Origin of the sequence: Bifidobacterium pullorum DSM 20433, assembly GCF_000771405.1 — a bacterium.
Taxonomy (GTDB): Bacteria; Actinomycetota; Actinomycetes; order Actinomycetales; family Bifidobacteriaceae; genus Bifidobacterium; species Bifidobacterium pullorum.
Window position 1 is genome coordinate 12,384 of the sequence record NZ_JDUI01000014.1, and the last position, 21,909, is coordinate 34,292.

Below are 21,909 nucleotides of genomic sequence, written 5' to 3' on the forward strand. Positions count from 1 at the left end.
GAACTACCTGCGCGGGGTGTCGAACACGGCCCAATGCGGAGGCAGTTCGCCCAGGATGCGTTTGTCGTCATCGGCGGCACGCTGGCGTTCGGTCTGCATGTCGCCCGGTTCGAGTTTGACGCCGTCGGCGTCGAAGCGTTCCGTGCCCTGACGCACGACGCGCTTGTGACGGCGCGGCGTGCGTCGTTCCGCCGAGTATTCCGCGCTCATCGCACGTCCCGATACAGCTCGGCCAGACGGGCGATGATACGGTCGACTTCCTTATCCGGATTGACGAACGCGCCCACACTCCAGACCGTCATCACCGACCATCCCAACCCCTGCATCTGCTGCATGAGCACGCGGTGGCGCTCACGGGTGGACTGGATGCTCATGAACCCGGTGTCGTCGGTCAGCACCGCCAACGCGTACGGACGGTTCTTCAGGCCCACCACCATCGGGATGCGGATGCCCTTCTTGAACCCGTAGTTCACCGCCACCTCCAGGCCGCGGTTGCGGATGCGCTCCGCCAGGTCGTTGAACAGCACGTTGGTGCCGCCGAAGAGCACCTCGGGCGTCTCCTCCTCGGGATCCAGATGCTCGGCCCACTGCAGCACCGTCTTGAGCAGCTGGGGGCCGGGCTGGTGAAGACGCTCATCGTCCAGCTCATCGGCGCCGAACGCGGCGACGATGTCCAGATGGCGGTTCGTCAGCGCCAGCGCGTCCAGCAGCATGCCCTTGCCGGCATCGGTGCTGATGGCGCCGAACTGCTGCAGCAGTCGGCCATGCGTCGTCTTGGCGTAGCTCATCGACAGGATGACGTCCGTGGTGTAGGCGCCGGTGACCTCACGGATGTCGACGAGTCGGACATGGCGCAGGAACCGCTCCATCGACTTGTTCTTGGTCGCCAGGGACTTCAGCTCGGCCCCCAGCCGCGTGCGGAACGACTCGGTCAGCGCCACCACGGTCAGTGTGTAGCCGGCCGGCACGATCGTGAAATCGGAGGCCCGTTCGGTGATCAGGCGCACAACCTCGTCGATCTCCTGCTGGCTGCTCTCCACCAGGCCGCTCGACAGCACCGGCACGCCGTTGGCCTCGACGCGGTGGAACCGCACCCGCCCCCGCTGATCGCCGCGGGTCGCGTCATAGGACAACGTGCCGTAGCCTTCGCGTTCCAGCAGCGCGGTCAGCTGAGGCGACCTGCGGGAAGGCAGCGGCCGGGTCTCGACATGGGGCAGCATGTCCGCCAGCATCGTCAGTCCCTCGCAGCTGATCGTGGGGCAATGCGCCAGAACGACCACCTGCCGGGCGCGGCTGAGGATCGTCAGCAGCTCCACGGGATGGATGTGCGCGCCGGCGTCGATCAGCACCACGTCCGAGATCGGTTCGGGATCGGTGGCGATGGTCAGCGCGGCCGGCGTGGCCACCAGCACCGGCTTGGCGGCGGCCAGGATCTCGGGATGGTCGCGGCGGATGCGGCTCAGCGGCACCTTATGGGAGCCGGCCAGCGTGGTGTGCAGCTGGTTCGACTCCTGGGTGCGGGCGAACAGCATGTCGCACAGCCGCCTCATCGACTCCTGCGCCACCATCGGGCCGATCGAGCGCACATGCTCGATATCCACCTGGGTGAACCGGTCGGAGGCGGCCTGCATGGCCAGACCGTCCTGGTTCGAGATGATCGCCGACGAGCGGACGATGTCCTCGAACACCGTGGTCCACCAGGCCAGCTGGAGCTCCCCGTCCACGGCCTTGACGTCGATGCGGCGGTTGTTGAAATCGGCGACCAGCTCGTTCAGCCCGACGGTCCGGAAATCACGCTCCAAACGGCTGCGTTCCGGCAGCGTATCCAATGCCAAACGGTCGTCGTACAACGCCTTGAGCCGTTCCTCGACCTGGTTGAGGTCCAACGCCTCCAGTTCGCCGCCCTGCGGCGTGGTGCTCAGCACGGTGTTCAGCGCCGTCAGGTTGCCGGACAGCGATTCCTGCGTCTCGATGATGGCGTCCAGATGCGGCGGCAGCACCGGCCAGCCGCCATGCGGCACGAACAGGCGCCACTGGTCGGCCTGACGGGCGACCACCTGCAGCGCGTCGTGCAGGTTCTCCACCTGCGCGCCGACACGCAGCAGGCTCTTGGCCTCCTTGACCAGGCGACGACGCTCCCAGAAGCCCAACGACGTGCCCTCGGCCTTGCGTGCGGCCTTCGATTTGCTCGCCTCGATCATCGCGTCGATGTCGCGCTCGAAGATCTCCGGCTGGAACACATCCAGCACCCGGCGCAGATTCTTCAGCACGGTGACCTGGCGGCTCCACTCGTTGGCCGTGTTCGGCACGGGGAATCCGCAGGTCTGCACCACGCTGGTCACCTGCTCGCGCATGGCGGGCAGCAGTTTGAGCAGCACGTCGTTGACCCGCTGATAGGCGGTCACCGCCTCCTCCTCGGTGAACAGCGACGCCCGGTACCATGCCGTATCCGCCGGACCCGTCACGAATTCGCCGAGCTCACCCGCGCGGCGCAGCTTGGCGGACCACTCGTCCAGGTGGTCCTTCAGCGAACGGGCCGTATCCAGCGCCAGGCGCACACGCGTGGCCGGGTGGGTCGGCAGTTCGGCGATATCCGCCAGGTTCTGGATGGTCTGGTAGGCGGACACGCCCCACTCCTGGTTGACGCCGTGCAGGTCGCCCAGGTACCGGGTCAGACGCGAGCGCACGCCCACCAGCTCGTCGGAAAGCTGGTCGAATCGCGAGGTGGCCACACCGGCCTGGAACCCGACGGCGGAGATCAGCTGACGGTCGATGGCGGCGTTGGCGTTCGACTCCGAAACATCCAGAGCCAGCGCGTCCAGTTCGTTGGCGCGCATCGCCTGCATGAAGCGGCGCTTCTGGTCGGCCACGCAGGATACGTACAGCACCGACCGGCCGTTCATCACGCAGCGCGAGGCGATGGCGACGGCCTGTTCGGCGGTGTTCGAGCCCGCCGCGCAGTCCAGGAACAGCGAATGGCCGGACGCGGCCATCGCGGCGGCGTACCGTGTCGTGTTGTCCACGTCGCCCGCCTCGAACTCTGCATGGGGGTCGCCGTCGAACGGGCTGTACTCCGGCAGCTTGTCCCCGCGCAGCGCCTCGACGGCGCCCTCGTCGCCTGCGATCGCATCCAGGATCGTGTTGCCGGTGGCCCCTTGCTCGCACCGTTCGATGATGCGCTGGTTCTCCAGCAGCATCTGCGTGGAGGGGTCGAAGAAGCAGCCGAGCACGATATGCCGTTCGATGGCGAAGTCGGTGAACGCGCGGGAGGCCAGGTCCGTGATCGCCGCGAACACCGTGGAGGTCTCCGGCGAACCGGTGGCGTAATGGGAGCCGTCGAACAGCTCGTTCTCGTCGATGCGCACGCCGCCGGCCTGCATCTCATGCACGAACGCGGAATTCAGATGAACCCGCCCGGTGAAACGGATCACGGTCCCCTTGATCACCGACTCGCCGTGACGCTCGACCTCGACCGGGTACAGCAGCACCGGCATCTGCTTGCCCTCCCACAGGGCGATGCCCACCACCAGCGACAGTTCCGCCATGCCGCTGACACGCGCCTTGGCCGCGCGGTCATCCAGCACACGTTCCAGACGGCGCCCCGCGGCACGCAGCAGCCCGCCGTCACGGAACAGGGAATCCAACGACACCTGACCGCTGGCGAACAGCTTGGCGATGCCCGAGGGATGGGCCTGGGTCAGGTCGAGCCGTGCGGTCAGCTGGTTGGCATCCTCCAACGGCGACGGCGCCAGCTTCTCGCGGAACCGTTCCCGCCACAGGCGTAACCGCTCCAGCGCCACGCCGGTCTGCGACGTATTCTCGCTCATGACTGTTCCCTCTCTCACTTCCCTACCGCTTTACGGTATTCCTGATAACCTTCGTTGCGCTCCAGGGCCGCATCGATGTCGCTGTTGCCCTGCGCGGCAAGCCACGCATACAGATCGTCGTACAGGGACGGGTTCATCGCCAGGAACGGCAGCAGCTGCGGATGCCGCGCCATCTCGAACTGCACGGTGAAGTCCCCCGTCCGCTTGGCCTCGTCCGAGGTCAGGCCGTCGACCTCCACGGACTGCTCGGCCTGGGCGAATCCCCCCTGCGACACCCGTTCGAACACGGACCCCGGTTCGAAGGCGGGCGTGTACGCCTCGTCGGACTGTTCGGCGGAGACCTCCGCCTCGGACGATTCGTCCGCCTCCGGCCCGTCCTCCATCGTCTGCTCGGTGGCGGGTTCGGTGGCGGTCATCGCGGTGAACACCAGCGGGGCGCTGTCCCGCGCGGCCTCGCCGTCAGCGGACGGCTGCGGATCCTGCACGTCCGGCAGCGCCTGCGCAGGCATCTGCCCGGCCTCTTCCACGGCTTCGCCGTCCTGCGCGGGCTCGGCCTGCCCGTCATCATCCCTGGCGGTCTCGTTCCGGATGTCGGTCAGATCCCACACGGAATCGGTCACGGCGCGCTCCTGGCCTTGGGGCTCGACGTCGTCGGCTTCGGGTTCCTCCACGTTCTGCGCGTCCACGAACAGATCGCGGGGGGCTTCGTCCTCCGGAGTCTCGGGCGAGATCGCCAACGGCACGGCCTCGTCCATCGCCGCCGGACGGAACGCCTGATACTGCGCGACGTCCAGCTCGTGCGCGCGGTCACGCACACGGTCGGCGCGGAACATGGTGGTCGGTTCCCCGGCCCGCAGGTTCAGGATATCGTCGACGGACATATCGGCCGCGTCGGGCTCCTGATGCACCTCGCCCACAACATAGTCGAACAGGTCCGGCACGGCGGAGGCGGATTCGCTCTCCGCCGGCGACTCGGTCCTCGTGAAGACCACCGGCACGTCACCGAACTGCATGCGCGCCGGCGAACCGGGCAGCAGGAACTCCACGTTCTCCGGCAGGCGCATCAGCTCGCCATCCTCACGCACCACGTATGTACCGTTCGTGGAACCGAGGTCGCGCAGACTCGCGGAACCGTTCTCGGACACGCTGAACACCGCGTGACGCTTGGACATCGACCGGGTGTCGTCCGGTATCTCCAACCGGGACATGCCATCGTCGGCGAGGGGACGCAGGGGCTTGCGTCCGATCTCCACGCTCTGCGAGCATTCGAGGTGCCCGACTTCGGCGCCATTGACGCTGATCACCCACTGCTGCATCGTTCCGTCGTTCACCGGTTCGCCTTCCTTTCGCCAAGACACACGTGGCCACACTATCTGCCATTGTGTCATGCTTCACCGCGCCGTGGCGGATTATCGGCCCATCATTAACAACTTCCGTCCATTGTAGATACCCCAAGCGGACGGTTCCATCCGCGCGTGCGGCGCGCCCGGCCCGGATACGAGCGGACCCCGCCGCATACAGCATGCGAACGGGGTCACACCATGTGAAATGTTGCGGTCTGCGACCGCGCAAATCACTTGAGCTCGACGGTGGCGCCAGCCTCTTCCAGCTGAGCCTTGGCCTTCTCGGCGTCTTCCTTCTTGGCCTTCTCGAGAACCGGCTTCGGAGCGCCGTCCACGAGAGCCTTGGCCTCGGCCAGGCCCAGGGAGGTGATGGCACGCACGGCCTTGATGACCTGGATCTTCTTGTCGCCGACGGCGGACAGGATGACGTCGAACTCATCCTTCTCCTCCTCGGCCGGGGCAGCGGCGCCCGGAGCGGCGGCAACGGCGACGGCGGCCGGAGCGGCAGCCTCGACGTCGAACTTCTCCTCGAAGGCCTTGACGAACTCGGAGAGCTCGACCAGGGTCATCTCACCGAAAGCCTCGAGCAGCTCTTCATTGGTGTACTTAGCCATAATGGCTTCCTTTCAATACTTGGCGGCGGTGAAGTGGAACCCGCCACCGAATAAACCTTGTTGTTTTTCAGTTGTTGAAGCGTGGTGATTCATGCGGCGAGCCGCAGGTGAATCAGGCAGCCTTCTCCTGCTTCTCGCGAAGCGCGTCGATCGTACGCACGGCCTTGGTCGGCAGGGCGTTGAACAGGTACGCGGCCTTGGCCATCGTAGCCTTGACGTCGCCGGCGAACTCGGCGAGCAGCTGCGGGCGGGACTTGAGATCCGCCAGCTTCACAGCACCCTCGGCATCGTAGACAGTGCCGTCAGCGGCGGCACCCTTGATGACCAGGGCCTTGTTTTCCTTGGCGAAGTCACGGATGATCTTCGCAGCCTCAATGAAGTCACCCTTCACGAAGGTGATGGCGGTCGGGCCGGCGAGAATCTCGTCGAGGCCCTCGATGCCTGCTTCCTTGGCGGCGATGCGAGCCAGCGTGTTCTTAGCCACGGTGTAGGAAGTATCGCGGCCTAGCTTTTCGCGCAGATCGGAGATCTGCGGAACGGTAAGCCCGCGGTACTCGGTCAGGTAGACGGCGTCAGCGTTACGGAACTGCTCCGTAAGCTGCGCGACCACCGCTTCCTTTTCGGGCCTCTTCATGGCGTTCCTTCCTAAGTCGGCCGTTGACTTGTCCGGTCCGGAACGCATTTGCCGGGGCTTGTGCCGTTCAGGCAACAAAAAAGCCCTGCGCACAGGCAGAGCAATAACCATCCGCAAGCTCACTTGCGTGACCCTTGCGGGCCGATATCTCTCAACCTGCGCTGGCTTGGCGAACCAAACTTCGGGAATCCGCTTGCGCGCACTCCAACCAACGGTCTGTGGTTTACAAGTCTGTTAATGTACCCGGGAGCGGCGACAGCGCGCAACCCGGGCGTGTCGCGCCCGCTGGGGGGCGGCACTGCGACATGTTCTGGTTGCGGTTGTGACGACGCCAGACGGCACCCGCGCCACCCTTTGCCCATCATCACGCGAAGGCCAGCGCAGCCACAACGCAAAGGCCCCGCAACGGGACGATTCCCGCCACGGGGCCACAGGCATGCCGGGCTCAGACGAGCACGGCCTGCAGGATGAAGTCGAGGACGAACAGCACGGCGACCGTCCAGATCACCGGGTGCACATCCTTGGCCTTGCCCTTGCAGCTCATCACGATGCAGTAGGTGATGAAGCCGCCGGCGATGCCGTAGCTGATCGAGTAGGAGAAGGCCATGAACACGGCGGCGAAGAACGCCGGGATCGCCTCGGAGATTTCCGACCAGTCGATCTCCTTGAGGCTCGAGGCCATCATGCAGCCGACGATCACCAGCACACCGGCGGTGGCGGCGGACGGCACGGCGGAGATCACCGGGGACAGGAACGCGGAGATCGCGAAGCAGGCCGCCACGACCACGGAGGTTAGACCGGTGCGGCCGCCCGCGCCGATGCCGGCGGCGGACTCGACGTAGGTGGTGGTGTTCGAGGTGCCGCAGATCGCGCCGATGGAGGTGGCGATCGAGTCGGCGAACAGGGCCTTGTCCATCTTGGAGCTGAAGCCGTGGCCGGACTCGAGCGACTGCTCGTCCTCCTCGGAGAAGATGCCGGTGCGGCGGCCGGTGCCGATGAACGTGCCGATGGTGTCGAAGGTGTCGGACATCGAGAACGCGAAGATCGTCACGAGCACGAGCGGGAGCTTGGCCGGGTCGGAGAACAGAGCCGGGAAGCCTTCGGCGGAGAAGATCGCGCCGAAGGTCTGCGGCAGCTGGGAGAAGGTGTCGGAGATCGACACGGAGTCGGCCATCGAGGTCACGCCGAACGGGATGCCGACCACGGTGGTGATGGCGATGGCCAGCAGCAGGCCGCCCTTGACCTTGAGCACGGTGAAGGCGATGGCGAGCACTAGGCCGATGAGGAACACCCACAGCACCGGGTTGTTGAAGGTGGCCAGGCCCGGGGTGGCGCCGACGGCGGAAGTGGTCTCGGCGTCCGGGGTGAAGGTGATGAGGTCCACGTTCAGCATACCGACATAGGCCACGAACAGGCCGATGCCGCCGCCGATCGCATGCTGGAGCATCGGCGGGATGGACTTGATGATCATCTTGCGGATCTTGGTGACCGTGATGATGATGTTGATGATGCCGCACAGGAACACCATGCACAGCGTCTGCTGCCAGGTGAAGCCCAGGCCGAAGCAGACGGTGTAGGTGAAGAACGCGTTCAGGCCCATGCCGGCGGCCTGGGCATACGGAACATTGGCGAACAGGCCCATGACCAGGGTGCCGATGATCGCCGCGATGATGGTGGCGAGGAACACGCCGCCCCACGGCATGCCGGTCTGGCTCAGGATCTGGGGGTTGACGACGATGATGTACGCCATGGCGAAGAACGTGGTCAGGCCGGCCAGGATTTCGGTCGAGACCGTCGTGCCGTTCTCCTTCAAATGGAAGAACTTCTCCATTGTGCTCTCTTCTTCTTGTGATTCCTTGGATTTGAGCGGGCAGCCAGCCCGCGTGAGGTTGCTGCGACTCACCCCGGGAACCGTCCCGGGACGAGCTTCACCATAGCACCGGGCGGGGTCAGGCGGTATAACACAGAAAAACCGCCCTGCGGGAACAGGGCGGTTTGGGCAAACATGGACGGCCATGCGGCCGCCCAAGCCTGGTTGCGGGCGCCGATCAGCCGAAACGGCCGGAGACGTAGCGCTCGGCCTCTTCGTTCTGCGGGTTGTTGAACATGGTGGCGGTATCGGTGAAGTACTCCAGGTGGCCCGGCTGGCCGACGGCCTTCAGGTTGAAGAAGCCGGTGTAGTCGGCGATGCGGGCGGCCTGCTGCATGTTGTGGGTCACGATGACGATCGTGTACTCGTTCTTCAGCTCGTTGATCAGGTCCTCCACGGCCAGCGTGGAGATCGGGTCCAGAGCGGAGCAGGGCTCGTCCATCAGCAGGACCTGCGGGTGCACGGCCACGGCGCGGGCGATGCACAGACGCTGCTGCTGGCCGCCGGACAGGCCGATGCCCGGGTTGTCGAGACGGTCCTTGACCTCGTTCCACAGGTTGGCGCCGCGCAGGGCCCACTCGACCAGATCGTCGGCGTCGGACTTGGAGATCTTGCGGTTGTTCAGGCGCACGCCGGCGAGCACGTTCTCGCGGATGGACATCGTCGGGAACGGGTTCGGGCGCTGGAAGACCATGCCGACGTCGCGGCGGACCTCGACCGGGTCGACGTCCTTGGCGTACAGGTTGCGGCCTTCGAGCAGCACCTCGCCCTTGACGTGGGCGCCGGGGATGATCTCGTGCATGCGGTCGAGCGTGCGCAGCACAGTCGACTTGCCGCAGCCGGACGGGCCGATGAAGGCGGTGACCTTGTTCGGCTCGATGTTCAGGTTGACATCCTCGACGGCCAGGAAGTCGCCGTAATAGATGTTCAGATGGTTGACATCAATGCGTTGTCCCATTGTTTTTCCTTATTTCCTAGGGCAGCTTGTTACGGCTTACCGTTCCGTCTTGACGGCGAAGACCTTCGCCACGATGCGGCCGATCAGGTTCAGGATCAGCACGATGAGGATCAGGGCCAGGGCTGCGGCCCAGGAGCGTTCCATCGGGATGGTGGTCACGCAGCTGGCGTCGGCGCTGGCCGGGCAGTTCGCGTTGAGCTTGCTGTACTCCTGGTAGACGTACACCGGTAGGGTGGTCATCTGTCCGCCGAACAGGTTGAAGTTCGTGTTCACGATGTAGCCGGCGGTCATCAGCAGCGGGGCGGTCTCGCCGACCACGCGGGCGATGGCCAGGATGGCGCCGGAGACGATGCCCGGCAGGGCGGTGCGCAGCACGATCTTGGTGATCGTACGCTGCTTGGTGACACCCAGCGCGTAGGAGGCCTCGCGCAGATCGCCGGGGACGATCTTGAGCATCTCCTCGCAGGATTTGACCACGGTCGGCAGCATCAGCAGCGAGAGGGCCACGGAGCCCTGGAAGCCGCTGGTGGAGCCGGGGCCGATGAGGATCGTGAACATCGAGAACGCGAACAGACCGGCCACGATGGACGGGATGCCGCTCATGACGTCGACGAGCAGGGAGATCGACTTGGCGAGCTTGCCGCGGTTGGAGTACTCGACCAAGTACACGGCGCACATCAGGCCGATCGGAATCGAGATGACCATGGCGCCCAGCGTGATCTCCAGCGTGCCGATGATGGCGTGGAGCACGCCGCCGTAGCCGCCGGACGGGGTCGGGTTGCCGCCGACCACGCCGGTCATGTTGTGGCTCAGGAAGTCGAGGTTGAACCGCTTGATGCCGTTGGCGATCGTGGTCCACAGCACCGAGACCAGCGGGATCAGCGCGATGATGAAGGCCAGCGCGATGAGCACGCGCATCGCCATGTCCTTGCGCTTGCGCGCGGCGATGAACGAGCGGGTCGGCTTAAACTTGTCGAAGTCGATGACGGGGGCCTTATCCATGGGGGTGTTCTGTGCTGCGGTCATCATGCGCTCGCTTTCTCGGTGATCTTACGGCCCACGTAGTTGACCACGAAGGTGATCACGAACAGCACCAGGCCGGTGCCGATGAGTACGGACACGCCGAGGTCGTTGGCTTCGGGGTACTGGGCCGCGATGTTGGCGGCGATCGTCTGGTTCTGCGAGGCCTGCAGGATCTTGAACGAGTAGTTGAGTCCCGGCGACAGGATCATCAGCACGGCCATGGTCTCGCCGAGGGCGCGACCCAGGCCGAGCATGGAGGCGGAGACGATGCCGGAGGCGCCGAACGGCAGGACGGCGAGCTTGATCATCTCCCAGCGGGTGGCGCCGAGGGCCAGGGCGGCCTCCTCCTGGAGACGCGGGGTCTGCAGGAAGATGTCGCGCGACAACGAGGTGATGATCGGCAGGATCATGACGGCAAGCACCACCGACACGGTGGCCACGGTGCGCGACGGGTTCGCGGCAGGGCCGGCGAACAGCGGGATCCATCCCAGATAGGTGGCCACCCAATTCCAGAACGGGAAGATGGCGGGGACCAGCACCAGGCCGCCCCACAGACCGTAGATGACGGAGGGGATGGCGGCGAGCAGGTCGACCACGTAGCTCAGCACGGTGGCCAGGTTCTTGGGGGCGTAATGGGAGATGAACAGCGCGATGCCGATCGAGATGAAGAACGCGATGATCAGCGACAGCGCGGAGACGAGCACGGTGCCGAACAGCAGCGGACCCACGTAGGTCCAGAAGTTGCTGGCCTTGCCGCCGGTGAAGTTGGAGATGGTTTCGCTGTTGGCCTGCTGGTCGCCGCCGATCAGCGGCCAGGCGCGGAACAGCAGGAACACGGCGACGGCGGCGAGCACCACGAGAATCAGGATGCCGCAGGCGTAGGCGACGCCCTTGAACACCTTATCCGCGGTCTTGCCACCGGCCGGTTCGGCCGATTTGACTTGTGAACTCACAGGTTCTCCTTCAATCTGCGGCGGGCTCCGGACATATCGGCGGCCCGCGCCGCATTGTGGTTTGACTCGCTTCGAGCCGCAGCCGCCGATAGCGACTGCGGCCCTGGGCTGAAGCGAATGGTTGTCACCTGGGTCTAACCATAGCGGCAACCATTCTTATGTCACTCGGTTTCGATCGCGTCGATGGACTGCATCACGGTCTCGCGCAGCGAGTCCGGCAGCGGCGCGGAGCCGGCGTTCTGGGAGGCGGTCTGCTGGCCTTCCTCGCTGACCACATAGGTCAGCCAGGACTTGACGAACTTGGCGGTGTCGGCATCCTCGTACGCCGGGCAGGCGATGTCGTAGGAGACCAGCACGATCGGGTAGGCGCCTTCGGCGGAGGTGTTGTGGTTCAGCTTGACCACGACGCGGTTCTCGCCCTCGGCGGAGGAATCAAGCTCGGAGTCGTCGATGACCTTGGAACCGGCCTCGGCGGAGATCTCCACATATTCCTCGCCGACCTTGACGGCCACGGTACCCAGATCGCCGACCTGGGAGAAATCGGCGTAGCCGATGGTGCCATCGGCCTGCTGCACGGTGGAGATCACGCCCGAGGTGCCCTTGGCGCCCTGACCGACCTCGTTCGGCCAGTTCTCGCTCAGCTCATACGGCCAAGCGTCCGGCACGGTGTCGATGAAGTAGCTGACGAAGTTCTGGGTGGTGCCGGACTTGTCGGAGCGGTGCACCACGGTGATCGGGGTGGCCGGCAGTTCGAGATCCGGGTTCTGGTCCTGAATGGCCGGATCGTTCCAAGTGGTGATCTTGCCGTCGAAGATCTTGGCGATCGTCTCGGCGTCCATGTTCACGTGCTTGCCCTCGTCCGAGACACCCTTCAGGTTGAACACCACGGCGATCGGGGAGATGTAAACCGGGATATCGAACGCGGTGCCGCTGGCGCACACGCTCTTGGACTGCTCGATCTGGTCGGCGCTCAACGCGGCGTCGGAGCCGGCCCACGCGGTGGCACCGGTCAGGAAGGTGCTCACGCCCGCGCCGGAGCCGGACGGATCGTAGCCGATCTTGGCATCCGGATTGGTGCCCTGGAAGCCGGCGACCCAAGCCTCAACGGCGGCCTGCTGCGAGGAGGCGCCCGCACCCTTGAACTCGCCGGAGATGGCCTCGCCGGAGGTGGTGCTGCTCGCGTTGTCGCCGGTCGGAGCGGCGGTGTTGTCGCCGCAGGCGGCCAGGGCGGTCAGCATGGCCACGCCGGAGAGCACGGCGATGGAGCGGGTCAGAAGATTCTTGCGCATGATGTGTTCCCTCTTATCAGATTCTTGCCTGCGGCCCTCGGCCGCGGCGCTTTTCTTCATGGCACTATCCAGCCTATGGGCGTTTTCGCGAGTCGATGACCGAAATCGGTGAACGGAAGATGAACAGTTAGACAAGCTCGGCCGCCGGGAATGACGTAGCCGTCCGGCAAGGCTACACACGGAGGCGCGCAATGGCGTCGTTCCGATGCTCCGGTACCGCCCGCGGCTACGCCGACGCCGCCACGGCAGCGCGACCGTCCGGATTGCACGTCATCCCCCCATACGCGTGACGGCCCCTCACCCGATGATGATGAGGGGCCGTCACGCACGATTGGCTTCACGGGACTACTCGGGATCGGCGATCTTGTAGCCGAGGCCACGCACGGTGGTCAGATACTTCGGATGCGCCGGATCCTCCTCGATCTTGGCGCGCACGCGCTTGACGTGCACGTCGAGCGTCTTGGTATCGCCCACGTAATCCGAGCCCCAGATGCGGTCGATGAGCTGGTGGCGCGTCATCACGCGCCCCTTGTTCTGCATCAGGTATTCGAGCAGTTCGAACTCCTTGAGCGGGAAGAACACGTTCTCGCCGCGCACGGTGACCTGATGCTGCCCCACCAGCATCGAGACGTCGCCACAGACCAGCGGCACGTCGTCATCCGCGGCCCCCGCCCCCTCGCCGGCGAGCTGGTTGCGGCGCAGCACGGCACGGATGCGGGCCAGCAGTTCGCGGAACGAGTACGGCTTGGTCACATAGTCGTCGGCGCCGATCTCCAAGCCGACCACCTTGTCGATCTCCGCGCTCTTGGCGGTGAGCATGATGATCGGCACGCGGCTCTGTTCGCGGATGCGCCGGCACAGCGCGATGCCGTCGATGCCCGGCAGCATGAGGTCGAGCAGCACCAGGTCGATGCCGCCCTTGGTGAACAGCTCCAAGCCCTCCTCACCGGTCGCCGCCGCCGAGACGCCATACCCTTCGCGCGTGAGCTGGTAGACCAGCGGCTCGCGATAGGATTCCTCGTCTTCCACGATCAGGATGCGCGTCATGTATTGTCCCTCGATAGTTGCTGTAATGCCTGTCTTATATGTGTCATCGTACCGGCCGTTGCGGCGCGGTATCCATCGTTCCGCGAACTACGTAATTTTCGGCCCGGGCTACGCGGTGGGCGAATCGCCGCCCGCAGGTTGTTCGGCCTGTCCAACCCGTTCAGCCCGTTCGGTCTGTTCGACTTGCCCAACCCGTTCGGTCCTTTCGGGCTGTTCGGCCTGTTCGGGCGTCTCCCCTTGCTCGGTCCGTTCGGCTTGTTCGGCCTGTCCCGGATTCGGTGCCACCGGCAGTTCCACGGTGAAGGTGGACCCCTCCCCCTCGCGCGACCATACGGCGATCGTGCCGCCGCACTCCTGCACGCAATGCCGGGTGATCGCCAACCCCAGCCCGGAGCCTCCGGTTTCGCGCGAGCGCGCCGGATCGACCCGATAGAACCGCTCGAAAATGCGGTCCAGCGAATGCGCGGGGATGCCGATGCCCTGATCGACCACGCGGATGCGTACCTTGCCATCGGAGACGTCGACGCCCACGCTCACCGTCGTGTGTTCCGGCGAGTAGTGGATCGCGTTCTCGACCAGGTTCTTGATGGCCGTGGTGAACGGCTCGTGTCCGACCACCACCGTCACGTCGTCCGTCGGGCTCTCCGCCGTATCGAGCGGCAGCACACGCCCGTTCAGCGACAACACGATGCCGATGTGCTTGGCTTCGGCCTGCACCTCGTTCGCGGCAATCGACTCGCGCACCATCGCGATAACCGATTGCGGCCTGGCGTCCGCCATCGCCGAGGCGTCCTGCGCGCGCTGCAGCTCGATCAGCTTGTGCACAAGCTCGGTCAGACGATGCGATTCCTTCTCGATCCGCCCCGCGAAGTACCGCACGGCGTCGGGATCGTCGGCGGCGTCGCCGATCGTCTCGGCCAGTAGCGAGATCGCTCCGGACGGGGTCTTCAACTCGTGGGAGACGTTCGTCACGAAATCGCGACGCATCACCTCGAACCGCCGCTGCTCGCCCATATCCCGCAGGAAGATCGCATACATACCGTCCGAGATGGCGCCGATGCGCACCCGCAGATACAGGGTGTCCGTCGGCACCGTCTCGCCGGCGCGCAGGCCCCGACCGTCCGCCTCGCCGCGTGTTCCGACGCCCGGCAGCGTGATCCGCATCTCGCGTTCGCGCACACGGCCGTCGGCGGCGACCAACGCCAGCACCTCGCCGATATCCTCGGACACCAGCCGGCCCTGACGCACCAGATTCAACGCCGCGGCCTTGTCGCTGACATAGGCCGCCGACCCACCGGCGTCGGCGACGATCAGCGCGTCCGGCATCACCTCGACGAACCGTCGTTCGGTCTGCGATGCCGAGGTGTCCGAGTCGAACAGGCTGTGTCCGCCGTTTCCCGCCGCCGGACGCGCGTCCAGCTCGCCTCGTTCGCGCCCGCGACCGTACGCCACGGCCGCGGCGAGCAGGACCACGGCCACCATGGCCGCGATCAGCAGCGCGATCTGCCAGTTCTCCATCGTCGATGAGCCTTCCCCGATGCACTACGTAGTCTTGAGACCAGCGTAGCGGGGTGCGGGACCGGGTGCGAGCGCGGTACCGAATATCCACCGTCGGTTTGCCGAAAGTTCACCTACCGACGGCCATACCCGCCCCGGACACGCGGATGGATTGCATCACGGCCACACCATGCCGTTGGCGCGAACCCCGCAGGCGATGGTACGGGCGAATCACAGGTGACGCAGGATGTCGACGGTCAGCTTGGCGGCTGTGTCGGCGTAGGCGGAGATGTCGAAGGTGCGGAACTCCTCGTAGTCGGTGTCGGCGTTGTCGCTCAGCGCGCGGATGACCAGTGCGGGCACGTCGTTGCGGGCGGCCACGTGCGCCACTGCGGCGCCTTCCATCTCCACCGCGTCGGCGCCGGTGGCTTCGATGACGGCGTTCACCTGTTCCGGGGTGTCGACGAAGTAGTTGCCGGAGGCGATGGTGCCGGCGATGTGGGTGATGCCCATCCGTTCGAGCGCGGCACCGGCCACGGCGAGCAGGCGCGGGTCGGAGTGGAACTCGGTGACCTGCCGGTCCGGGGTGCCGGGCTTCCACTGGCCGACCAGACGCATGTCGGTATCCAGGTAGCGCAGCGTGCCGCCGAGGACCACGTCGTTGATGTGCAACGCCTTGTTGAGGTTGCCGGCGATGCCGGAAAAGATCACCGCGTCGGGATGGCACAGGTCGATGAGGTACTGCGTGGTGGCCGCCGCGTTGACCAGGCCCATGCCGCCGACGGTGGCGGCGACATTGATTGTTCCGCCGTCCTCAGCGGTCAGCGTGCCGCGGACCACGTCCAGGCTGGCGGCGGCGATGTGAGTGGCGTCCTCGAGGGAGTCGGCGATATGCGCGACTTCCTCCTCCAAAGCACCGATGATGGCGACGGTGGTCATGGTGGCTCCTGTTCTCGGTTGGTAGGGTTTCGCTGCGTTCAGCCTACACCGGAGCCTGGCGCGCGAGTTGCCCGCGGTACGGAACGGGCGTATATCGGTTTTTGATTGTTCAGTGCCACGTCAGCCGCGGCGGGTCTTGACCGCCTGCGCCAATTCGCGCAGCAGAGCCTCGGTGTCGGGCCAGGAGATGCAGCGGTCGGTGATCGACCGGCCGTAGATCAGTGTGTCCAGCGGACCGGCGGGCTGACTGCCGCCTTCGATGAAACTCTCCATCATCAGGCCGGCGATGTCCGGCTCCCCCGCCGCGATGCGGGCGGCCAGCTCACGCACGACCTCGGCCTGCCGGTGCTCGTCCTTGCCGGAGTTGCCATGCGAGCAGTCCACCACCAGGCCGCAGACGGCGGCCGCACCCTCCGGCATCTCGGCGCGCGCCTCGGTCATCGCCGCCGCGATCGAACCGGCGTCATAGTTCGGGCCATGGCTCGACCCGCGCAGCACCACATGGCAGTCGGGATTGCCCAATGTTTCGACCACGCAGGCGCGACCCAAATGGTCCACGCCGAAGAACCCGTGCTGCTGCGAGGCGGCGTAGCAGCCGTTGATCGCGGCCTTGACCGAACCGTCGGTAGCGTTCTTGAAGCCGATCGGCATCGACAGGCCGCTGGCCAGCTGACGGTGAATCTGGCTTTCCGTGTTGCGGGCGCCGATCGCGCCCCAGCTCACCGCATCGGCGATGTACTGCGGACTGGTGGGCTCCAGGAACTCGGTGGCGGCGGGCACGCCCTCGTCCAGCACGCTCAGTAGCACGCGGCGGGCGAGCAGCAGTCCCTTGCGGATGTTGTGGCTGCCGTCGATGTCCGGATCGTTGATCAGACCCTTCCAACCAACCGTGGTGCGCGGCTTCTCGAAATAGACGCGCATGACGATGAGCAGCTCGTCCTTAAGTTCGCCATGTAACGCGGCCAGTCGGCGCGCATAGTCGAGTGCGGCCTTCGGGTCATGGACCGAGCATGGGCCGACGATCACCAGCAGACGGTCGTCGCGGCCGTGCAGCACGTCACGGATCGCGTCGCGGGATTCGACCACCACGCGCTGCGCGTCCTCGGACAGCGGCATATCGGCAAGCACCTGGGCGGGTGTGGGCAATGGCTCGATCTCCACCACACGGCGGTTGACGATACGGCTGACGCCGACCTGATCCTCCCAACGCGGCACGTCGGTCTCGATCAGCGGATTGCCGCCCTCGCGGATGACTTTACGGATCGCCTCGACGTCCTCAGGACTGTTCAACGGCTGCGGTTCCTGCTGCATGCACACCCTCTTCCTTGCATCTGCCACCACAATAGCAGCCCCAATACAAGCCCACTGGCCTTCCGCCTGAGGTCACACCATTCGCCACAACCCGCGTCCCATGCGCGTGTTGTCGCACGAAGACGACAACACGGACACCAGGCAACACCCATATCGCCGAGTTGTCACACGAAGGCGACAACACGGACGGGGACGGGACCTAGGCCAGGGCGCGGCGGGCGGTGACGGCATCGGCCAGGGTGCGCAGCAGCTGCTCGGTGCGCTCCCACGGCACGCAGGCGTCGGTGATCGACTGGCCGTAGACCAGCTGGTCCAGCGGGGCCGGCTTCTGGTGGCCGCCCTTCAAGAAACTTTCCATCATCACGCCGAGGATGCCCTGCTCGCCTTGGGCGATGCGGGCGGCGATCTCCTCGACCACCTCGGCCTCACGGTTCTCGTCCTTGCCGCAGTTGCCGTGCGCGGCGTCGATGACCAGACCGTGTTCGCTCGGCCCGGACGCCTTGGACGCCTTCAGCGCCTCGAGGGCCGCGGCGACCGATTCCGGATCGTAGTTCGGACCGTGGGAGGAGCCGCGCAACACCAGATGGCAGTCGGGATTGCCCTTGGTCTCCGCGGAGATGACGCGGCCGTCCAGATTGATGGACAGGAAATGATGCTCGAACGCCGAGGTGTAGCAGGAGTCGGCGGCCGCCTTGATGGAGCCGTCGGTGGAGTTCTTGAAGCCGATCGGCATCGACAGGCCGCTGGCCAGCTCGCGGTGCACCTGGCTTTCCGTGTTCCGCGCGCCGATCGCTCCCCAGCAGATCAGGTCGCACAGGTACTGCGGGGTGATCGGGTCCAGCCATTCGATGGCGGTGGGCAGGCCCATCGACAGCACATCGGTCAGCACCTTGCGCGCCAGCCACATGCCCTTGCGGATGTTGAACCGGCCGTCGAGATCGGGATCGTTGATCAGCCCCTTCCATCCGATCGTGGTACGCGGCTTCTCGAAATACGTGCGCATGACGATGACCAGACGGTCATTGAGCTCCCGGTTCACGGCGGCGAGCCGTTCGGCGTACTCGTGCGCCGCCTTCGGATCATGGATCGAACAGGGGCCCACGATCGCCAGCAGGCGGTCGTCCCGGCCGTGCAGCACGTCACGGATCTCCTGACGGGAGCGCAGCACCAGATCGCCCATCTCGTCGGTCAGCGGCAGTTCACGCAGGAACGCACGCGGCGCGGGGATCGGATCCAATTGGCGGATGTTGACGTCGACCGTCTCGGGAAAGACGGCGCGCTCATCCAAACGATGCTCGTCCTCGGAACTGTCCGGACCACGCAGACCCGCCATCCTTCACCTCTCTTCATCATGGCGACGCGACGCACCGCCTACGGTCATACTGAACACCCCACCATAATAGATGGGCCCGGAATACGGAAACCCGCCGACTGCATCGTGGGATGCAACCGGCGGGTCAAAAGGCTCAGGCGGTCTGGCGTTTCACGCAAGTGGCCTCCGGCCCCTGCAATTATGGACCGGCCTACGGCCGGGCTCAATCCGACCTTCGCCGTTCCCCACGATCTCACGATCGTGGGCCGCGCCTACGGACGCCCCACTGGGGCGTCCGCTTCACGGCGCGTCGGCTCAGGCGTGCTCGCCTTCAGGCGAGCGCGCCCATCGGGTCCCAAGCGGGCAGGGCGATGGCGGGTTCTTCGAGGGCCTTCTGATACTCCTCGGGGAGCATGCTCTTGGGCACGGCCACCTCGTAGACGAACTCGGTGAACCAGTCGTCGCTCATCGTGAAGTAGCCCTTGTCGGCGATCTTGTCGCCCCAGGAGTTCTCCACGCGCCAGCGGCGGGTGGTGGTGCCGTCGTCGTCAACGTCCACGCCGACGAAGGCCATGGCATGGTTCATCGCGGAGTCGCCGAAGCGCACGCGCTGCTCCTTGTCCAGGTCGAAGTCGAAGCCGTAGACATGGCCGTACTCGAACAGGTCCGTGGCCCAGGCGCCGGATTCGCGATCCATCATCGGGCCGCAGTCGGCGCCGAACCACACCGGGATGCCCTGCTCGGACAGGATGCGGCGCACGCAGTCCTTCATGAACTGGTTCGGCACGTTGAGGTACTCGGTCGGGTCGCCACCCGCCACGTTGCCCAGATGCTCGATGGCGATCTTCTTGCCCTTCGGATGCTCGGTGCGCGGATCGTCGACCAGGCACACGTAGTCCTCCAGACCGGCGTCCACGTACTTGTTCCAGAACTCGACGGGCGTGATCTCGCCGTCGCGATGGAACTCGCCCTGCTCGTCGGTCCACTCCCAGTCGAAGCTCTTCGGCGGCTCGCCCAGGTGGATCGTCAGGATGCGGTGGCCGGCGGCCACGCCCTCGGCCACGATCTCGTCGATCTTCGACGGGTCGGCGAACATGCGCGCCACCTCGGTGTGCAGCATCGAACGCAGCTGGGTGTTCATCGGGCCGGTGTTCTTGGAGGACTCGGTCTCCGGGAACAGGTCCTTGGGTACGGCGCCGTACTTCTTGTAGATGTTCATCGCCATCGTCCACTGGCCGCCGTCACCCATCACATCGGCGAGCAGGTGCTGCACCAGACGGGAGTCGGCGGGTTCGCCGGCCTCGACCAGCGCGGCCATGTCCTTGAGGAAGTAGTTGATGCGCTCGAGCTTGTCGAAGTACATCGCGTAGTTCTGCGAGAACTCGAACTCCTTGAGGCCCATGTTCTTCTTGGCGACGAAACGGGCCACGTTCAGGGAGCTGAACAGCCAGCAGCGGCCGGAACGATCCTGATGCGTCACCGTGCCGTTGTCCACGGTCACGGAGAATCGACGCTGCAGCAGACGGGCGCGGTCATAGTTGCGGGCCACCTTGTCGATGCCCGCGGCGGTGACGGCGTTCATCGCCAGACGGTTCGCAGCGTTGGAATCGAAATCAGCGCACAGTTCGCCGAGAGTCTCGGCGCTCAGCGGCGTGAGTTCAGCCATGTCGTTCCTTTCCTAGAGATATGACGGACCGGCGTGACCCGGCCACGACACATGGTTTCGCGGCACCCGCCTTCGGGAGGCATGATGCCGCGATGCAACAGTCGCTACGAGTCTAGCCTCACTCGTCGAGAAACGACAGGACCGGCCGACGTGGTGTCGTCACTGCATGCCGCCGCCATCCGAGGGGTTCTCGGACACCGCCGTCTCGTCGGCGCCCCCGGCGGGGACGTCCTCGCCGTCGGCGGCGCCGGGCTCGCCGGCCACGGCGTTGACCACCGGCACGTCCGGCGCCTGCGCCTCGCCCCCGAAACCGCTGAACGCGTTCGAGAACAGCGCCCGCAGCTCATCCACACGCTGCGCGATGGTGGACTCCTGCTCCTGCATCTCGGCGATACGCGCCTGCATGCCGTCCAGCTCGGACTGCGCGGCACGGCGGCGTTCCTCCACGTCGGAGTCGGCCTGCTCCTCCGCCTTGCTCAGGATGGCGAACGCCTGCGCGTCGGCTTCCTCACGCTTGGAGGCGGCGTATGCATCGGCCTGGTCGCGCGCGGTCTTGGCCTGGGCGATCAGTTCCTCGGATTCCTTCCGAGCCTGCTCGCGCCGCTCCTCCAGACTGGCCAGCAGCTCCTGAACCTTGGAGGTGGCACCCTCCTGCTGCGATGCGATATCCGCGCGGATCTGCTCGACCTCGGCGGTGACCTGGCTCATCGTCCTGGTGCGCTGCACCTCGGCATCGTCGGTGATCTCCTGCGCCTTGGCCTTGGCCTCATCCACGATCTCCGAAGCCTTGCGCTGGGCGTCCGCGATCAGCTTGGTCACCTGTTCGCGCACCTCGGCCAGCTTCCTGTTCGCCTCCGAGAGCGCGGATTCGATCTGATCGTTGTTCTCGCTTTTCAGCCGAGTGATCTCCTCGTTCGCGGCCTTGCGCTGGTCGGCGATCTGCTGGGTGGCTTCGGCGCGCATGTCGGCGATCTCGCGCTCCTGCGTGGCGCGCGTCGAAGCCAGCTGCTTCTCCTGCTCCTCGCGCGTGTTCGTCAGTTCCAGATCGATCGCCTGGCGCTGCTCGCTCACCAGCTTGGCCGTCTGCGCGCGCAGCTGCCCGGCGTCCTCCTGCGCGGAGGTGATGGTGGTCTCGGCCTCGTTGCGTGCGTTGGCCAGCAGGGTGGCGGCCTTGGCGTTGGCCTCGTCCAGCACGCGACGGGCATCCATCTGGGCGTTGTTCAGCAGCGTCGACGCCTGCTCCTGCGCCGCGGCCTTGGTGGACGCGGCCTCACGCTTCGCCCTGTCCAACAGGTCGGTGCTGGTCCGTTCGGCTGAGGCCAGGACCTGCTGCGCGCTCGCCCCCAGCGACGCGTAGCTGCCCGACCGTCCCTCGTTCTTGTTGCGTTCCTCCTGCAGACGCGCCTGCAGTTGCAGAATCGTCTTGTCGCTGGCCTCGACCTGTTCGCGAAGCCGGGCAATCGTCCGTTGCGCCGTGTCGAACGCCTCGTCGACCCGTTCCTTGTCGTAACCGCGCAATGTGACCGGGAACCGTTCCGCCATCGTTGTATCCTTTCCACACCGCCCCGCCCCTCGGACGGGTTCCGGTGTGTACTTTAGCGGAATCGGCCCGTACAACCGCCGCAA

The 21,909-nt window shown here is 65.7% G+C and carries 17 protein-coding genes; all 17 read right to left on the minus strand.

The genetic code is table 11. The features are described from left to right. Nucleotides 1–3: 3 nt before the first annotated feature. Entirely contained in the window at nt 4–210 is a 207-nt protein-coding gene (locus tag OU11_RS07705) for a hypothetical protein (protein WP_033515882.1), read from the minus strand. Further along, a complete protein-coding gene (locus tag OU11_RS07710; RefSeq protein ID WP_033515883.1) occupies nt 207–3,827 on the minus strand; it encodes a helicase in 3,621 nt (1,206 codons plus the stop codon). The genes OU11_RS07705 and OU11_RS07710 overlap by 4 nt, the downstream gene beginning before the upstream one ends. Nucleotides 3,828–3,841: 14 nt before the next feature. Beyond that, nucleotides 3,842–5,143, minus strand: coding sequence for an FHA domain-containing protein (locus OU11_RS07715; RefSeq protein WP_033515930.1), 1,302 nt, complete (start codon nt 5,141–5,143; stop codon nt 3,842–3,844). Between the two features lie 257 nt (nt 5,144–5,400). Further along, the gene (gene rplL, locus OU11_RS07720; RefSeq protein ID WP_033505302.1) at nt 5,401–5,784 is read right to left on the minus strand and encodes a 50S ribosomal protein L7/L12; all 384 of its coding nucleotides are present in this window, start codon (nt 5,782–5,784) and stop codon (nt 5,401–5,403) included. Between the two features lie 112 nt (nt 5,785–5,896). Further along, on the minus strand, nt 5,897–6,418 hold the full coding sequence (rplJ, locus tag OU11_RS07725) for a 50S ribosomal protein L10 (protein ID WP_033515884.1): 522 nt from the start codon (nt 6,416–6,418) through the stop codon (nt 5,897–5,899). 445 nt (nt 6,419–6,863) lie between these two features. Next, nucleotides 6,864–8,249, minus strand: coding sequence for an NCS2 family permease (locus tag OU11_RS07730; RefSeq protein ID WP_033515886.1), 1,386 nt, complete (start codon nt 8,247–8,249; stop codon nt 6,864–6,866). 217 nt (nt 8,250–8,466) lie between these two features. Continuing rightward, entirely contained in the window at nt 8,467–9,246 is a 780-nt protein-coding gene (gene pstB, locus OU11_RS07735) for a phosphate ABC transporter ATP-binding protein PstB (protein ID WP_033515888.1), read from the minus strand. A 36-nt stretch (nt 9,247–9,282) separates the two neighbouring features. Beyond that, nucleotides 9,283–10,275: a phosphate ABC transporter permease PstA gene (pstA, locus tag OU11_RS07740; RefSeq protein WP_033515890.1), complete on the minus strand. Its 993-nt coding sequence runs from the start codon at nt 10,273–10,275 to the stop codon at nt 9,283–9,285. Beyond that, nucleotides 10,272–11,222, minus strand: a complete 951-nt coding sequence (pstC, locus tag OU11_RS07745; protein ID WP_033515892.1) for a phosphate ABC transporter permease subunit PstC — start codon at nt 11,220–11,222, stop codon at nt 10,272–10,274. The genes pstA and pstC overlap by 4 nt, the downstream gene beginning before the upstream one ends. Nucleotides 11,223–11,383: 161 nt before the next feature. Beyond that, nucleotides 11,384–12,511, minus strand: a complete 1,128-nt coding sequence (gene pstS, locus OU11_RS07750) for a phosphate ABC transporter substrate-binding protein PstS (protein WP_033515894.1) — start codon at nt 12,509–12,511, stop codon at nt 11,384–11,386. 345 nt (nt 12,512–12,856) lie between these two features. Next, on the minus strand, nt 12,857–13,558 hold the full coding sequence (locus OU11_RS07755; RefSeq protein WP_033515896.1) for a response regulator transcription factor: 702 nt from the start codon (nt 13,556–13,558) through the stop codon (nt 12,857–12,859). A 108-nt stretch (nt 13,559–13,666) separates the two neighbouring features. Continuing rightward, nucleotides 13,667–15,076 carry a sensor histidine kinase gene (locus OU11_RS07760; RefSeq protein WP_081963533.1) on the minus strand — a complete coding sequence of 470 codons (1,410 nt, stop codon included), beginning with the start codon at nt 15,074–15,076 and terminating at the stop codon, nt 13,667–13,669. Nucleotides 15,077–15,286: 210 nt separating this feature from the next. After that, nucleotides 15,287–15,994 carry a 5'-methylthioadenosine/S-adenosylhomocysteine nucleosidase gene (gene mtnN, locus OU11_RS07765; protein ID WP_033515898.1) on the minus strand — a complete coding sequence of 236 codons (708 nt, stop codon included), beginning with the start codon at nt 15,992–15,994 and terminating at the stop codon, nt 15,287–15,289. 120 nt (nt 15,995–16,114) lie between these two features. After that, nucleotides 16,115–17,305: a 3-deoxy-7-phosphoheptulonate synthase gene (locus OU11_RS07770; protein WP_052122786.1), complete on the minus strand. Its 1,191-nt coding sequence runs from the start codon at nt 17,303–17,305 to the stop codon at nt 16,115–16,117. A gap of 199 nt (nt 17,306–17,504) precedes the next feature. Further along, nucleotides 17,505–18,638 carry a 3-deoxy-7-phosphoheptulonate synthase gene (locus tag OU11_RS07775; protein WP_033515902.1) on the minus strand — a complete coding sequence of 378 codons (1,134 nt, stop codon included), beginning with the start codon at nt 18,636–18,638 and terminating at the stop codon, nt 17,505–17,507. A gap of 310 nt (nt 18,639–18,948) precedes the next feature. Next, nucleotides 18,949–20,283: a C1 family peptidase gene (locus OU11_RS07780; RefSeq protein ID WP_033515904.1), complete on the minus strand. Its 1,335-nt coding sequence runs from the start codon at nt 20,281–20,283 to the stop codon at nt 18,949–18,951. A gap of 159 nt (nt 20,284–20,442) precedes the next feature. Further along, nucleotides 20,443–21,825, minus strand: coding sequence for a DivIVA domain-containing protein (locus OU11_RS07785; RefSeq protein WP_052122787.1), 1,383 nt, complete (start codon nt 21,823–21,825; stop codon nt 20,443–20,445). Between the last annotated feature and the right edge of the window lie 84 nt (nt 21,826–21,909).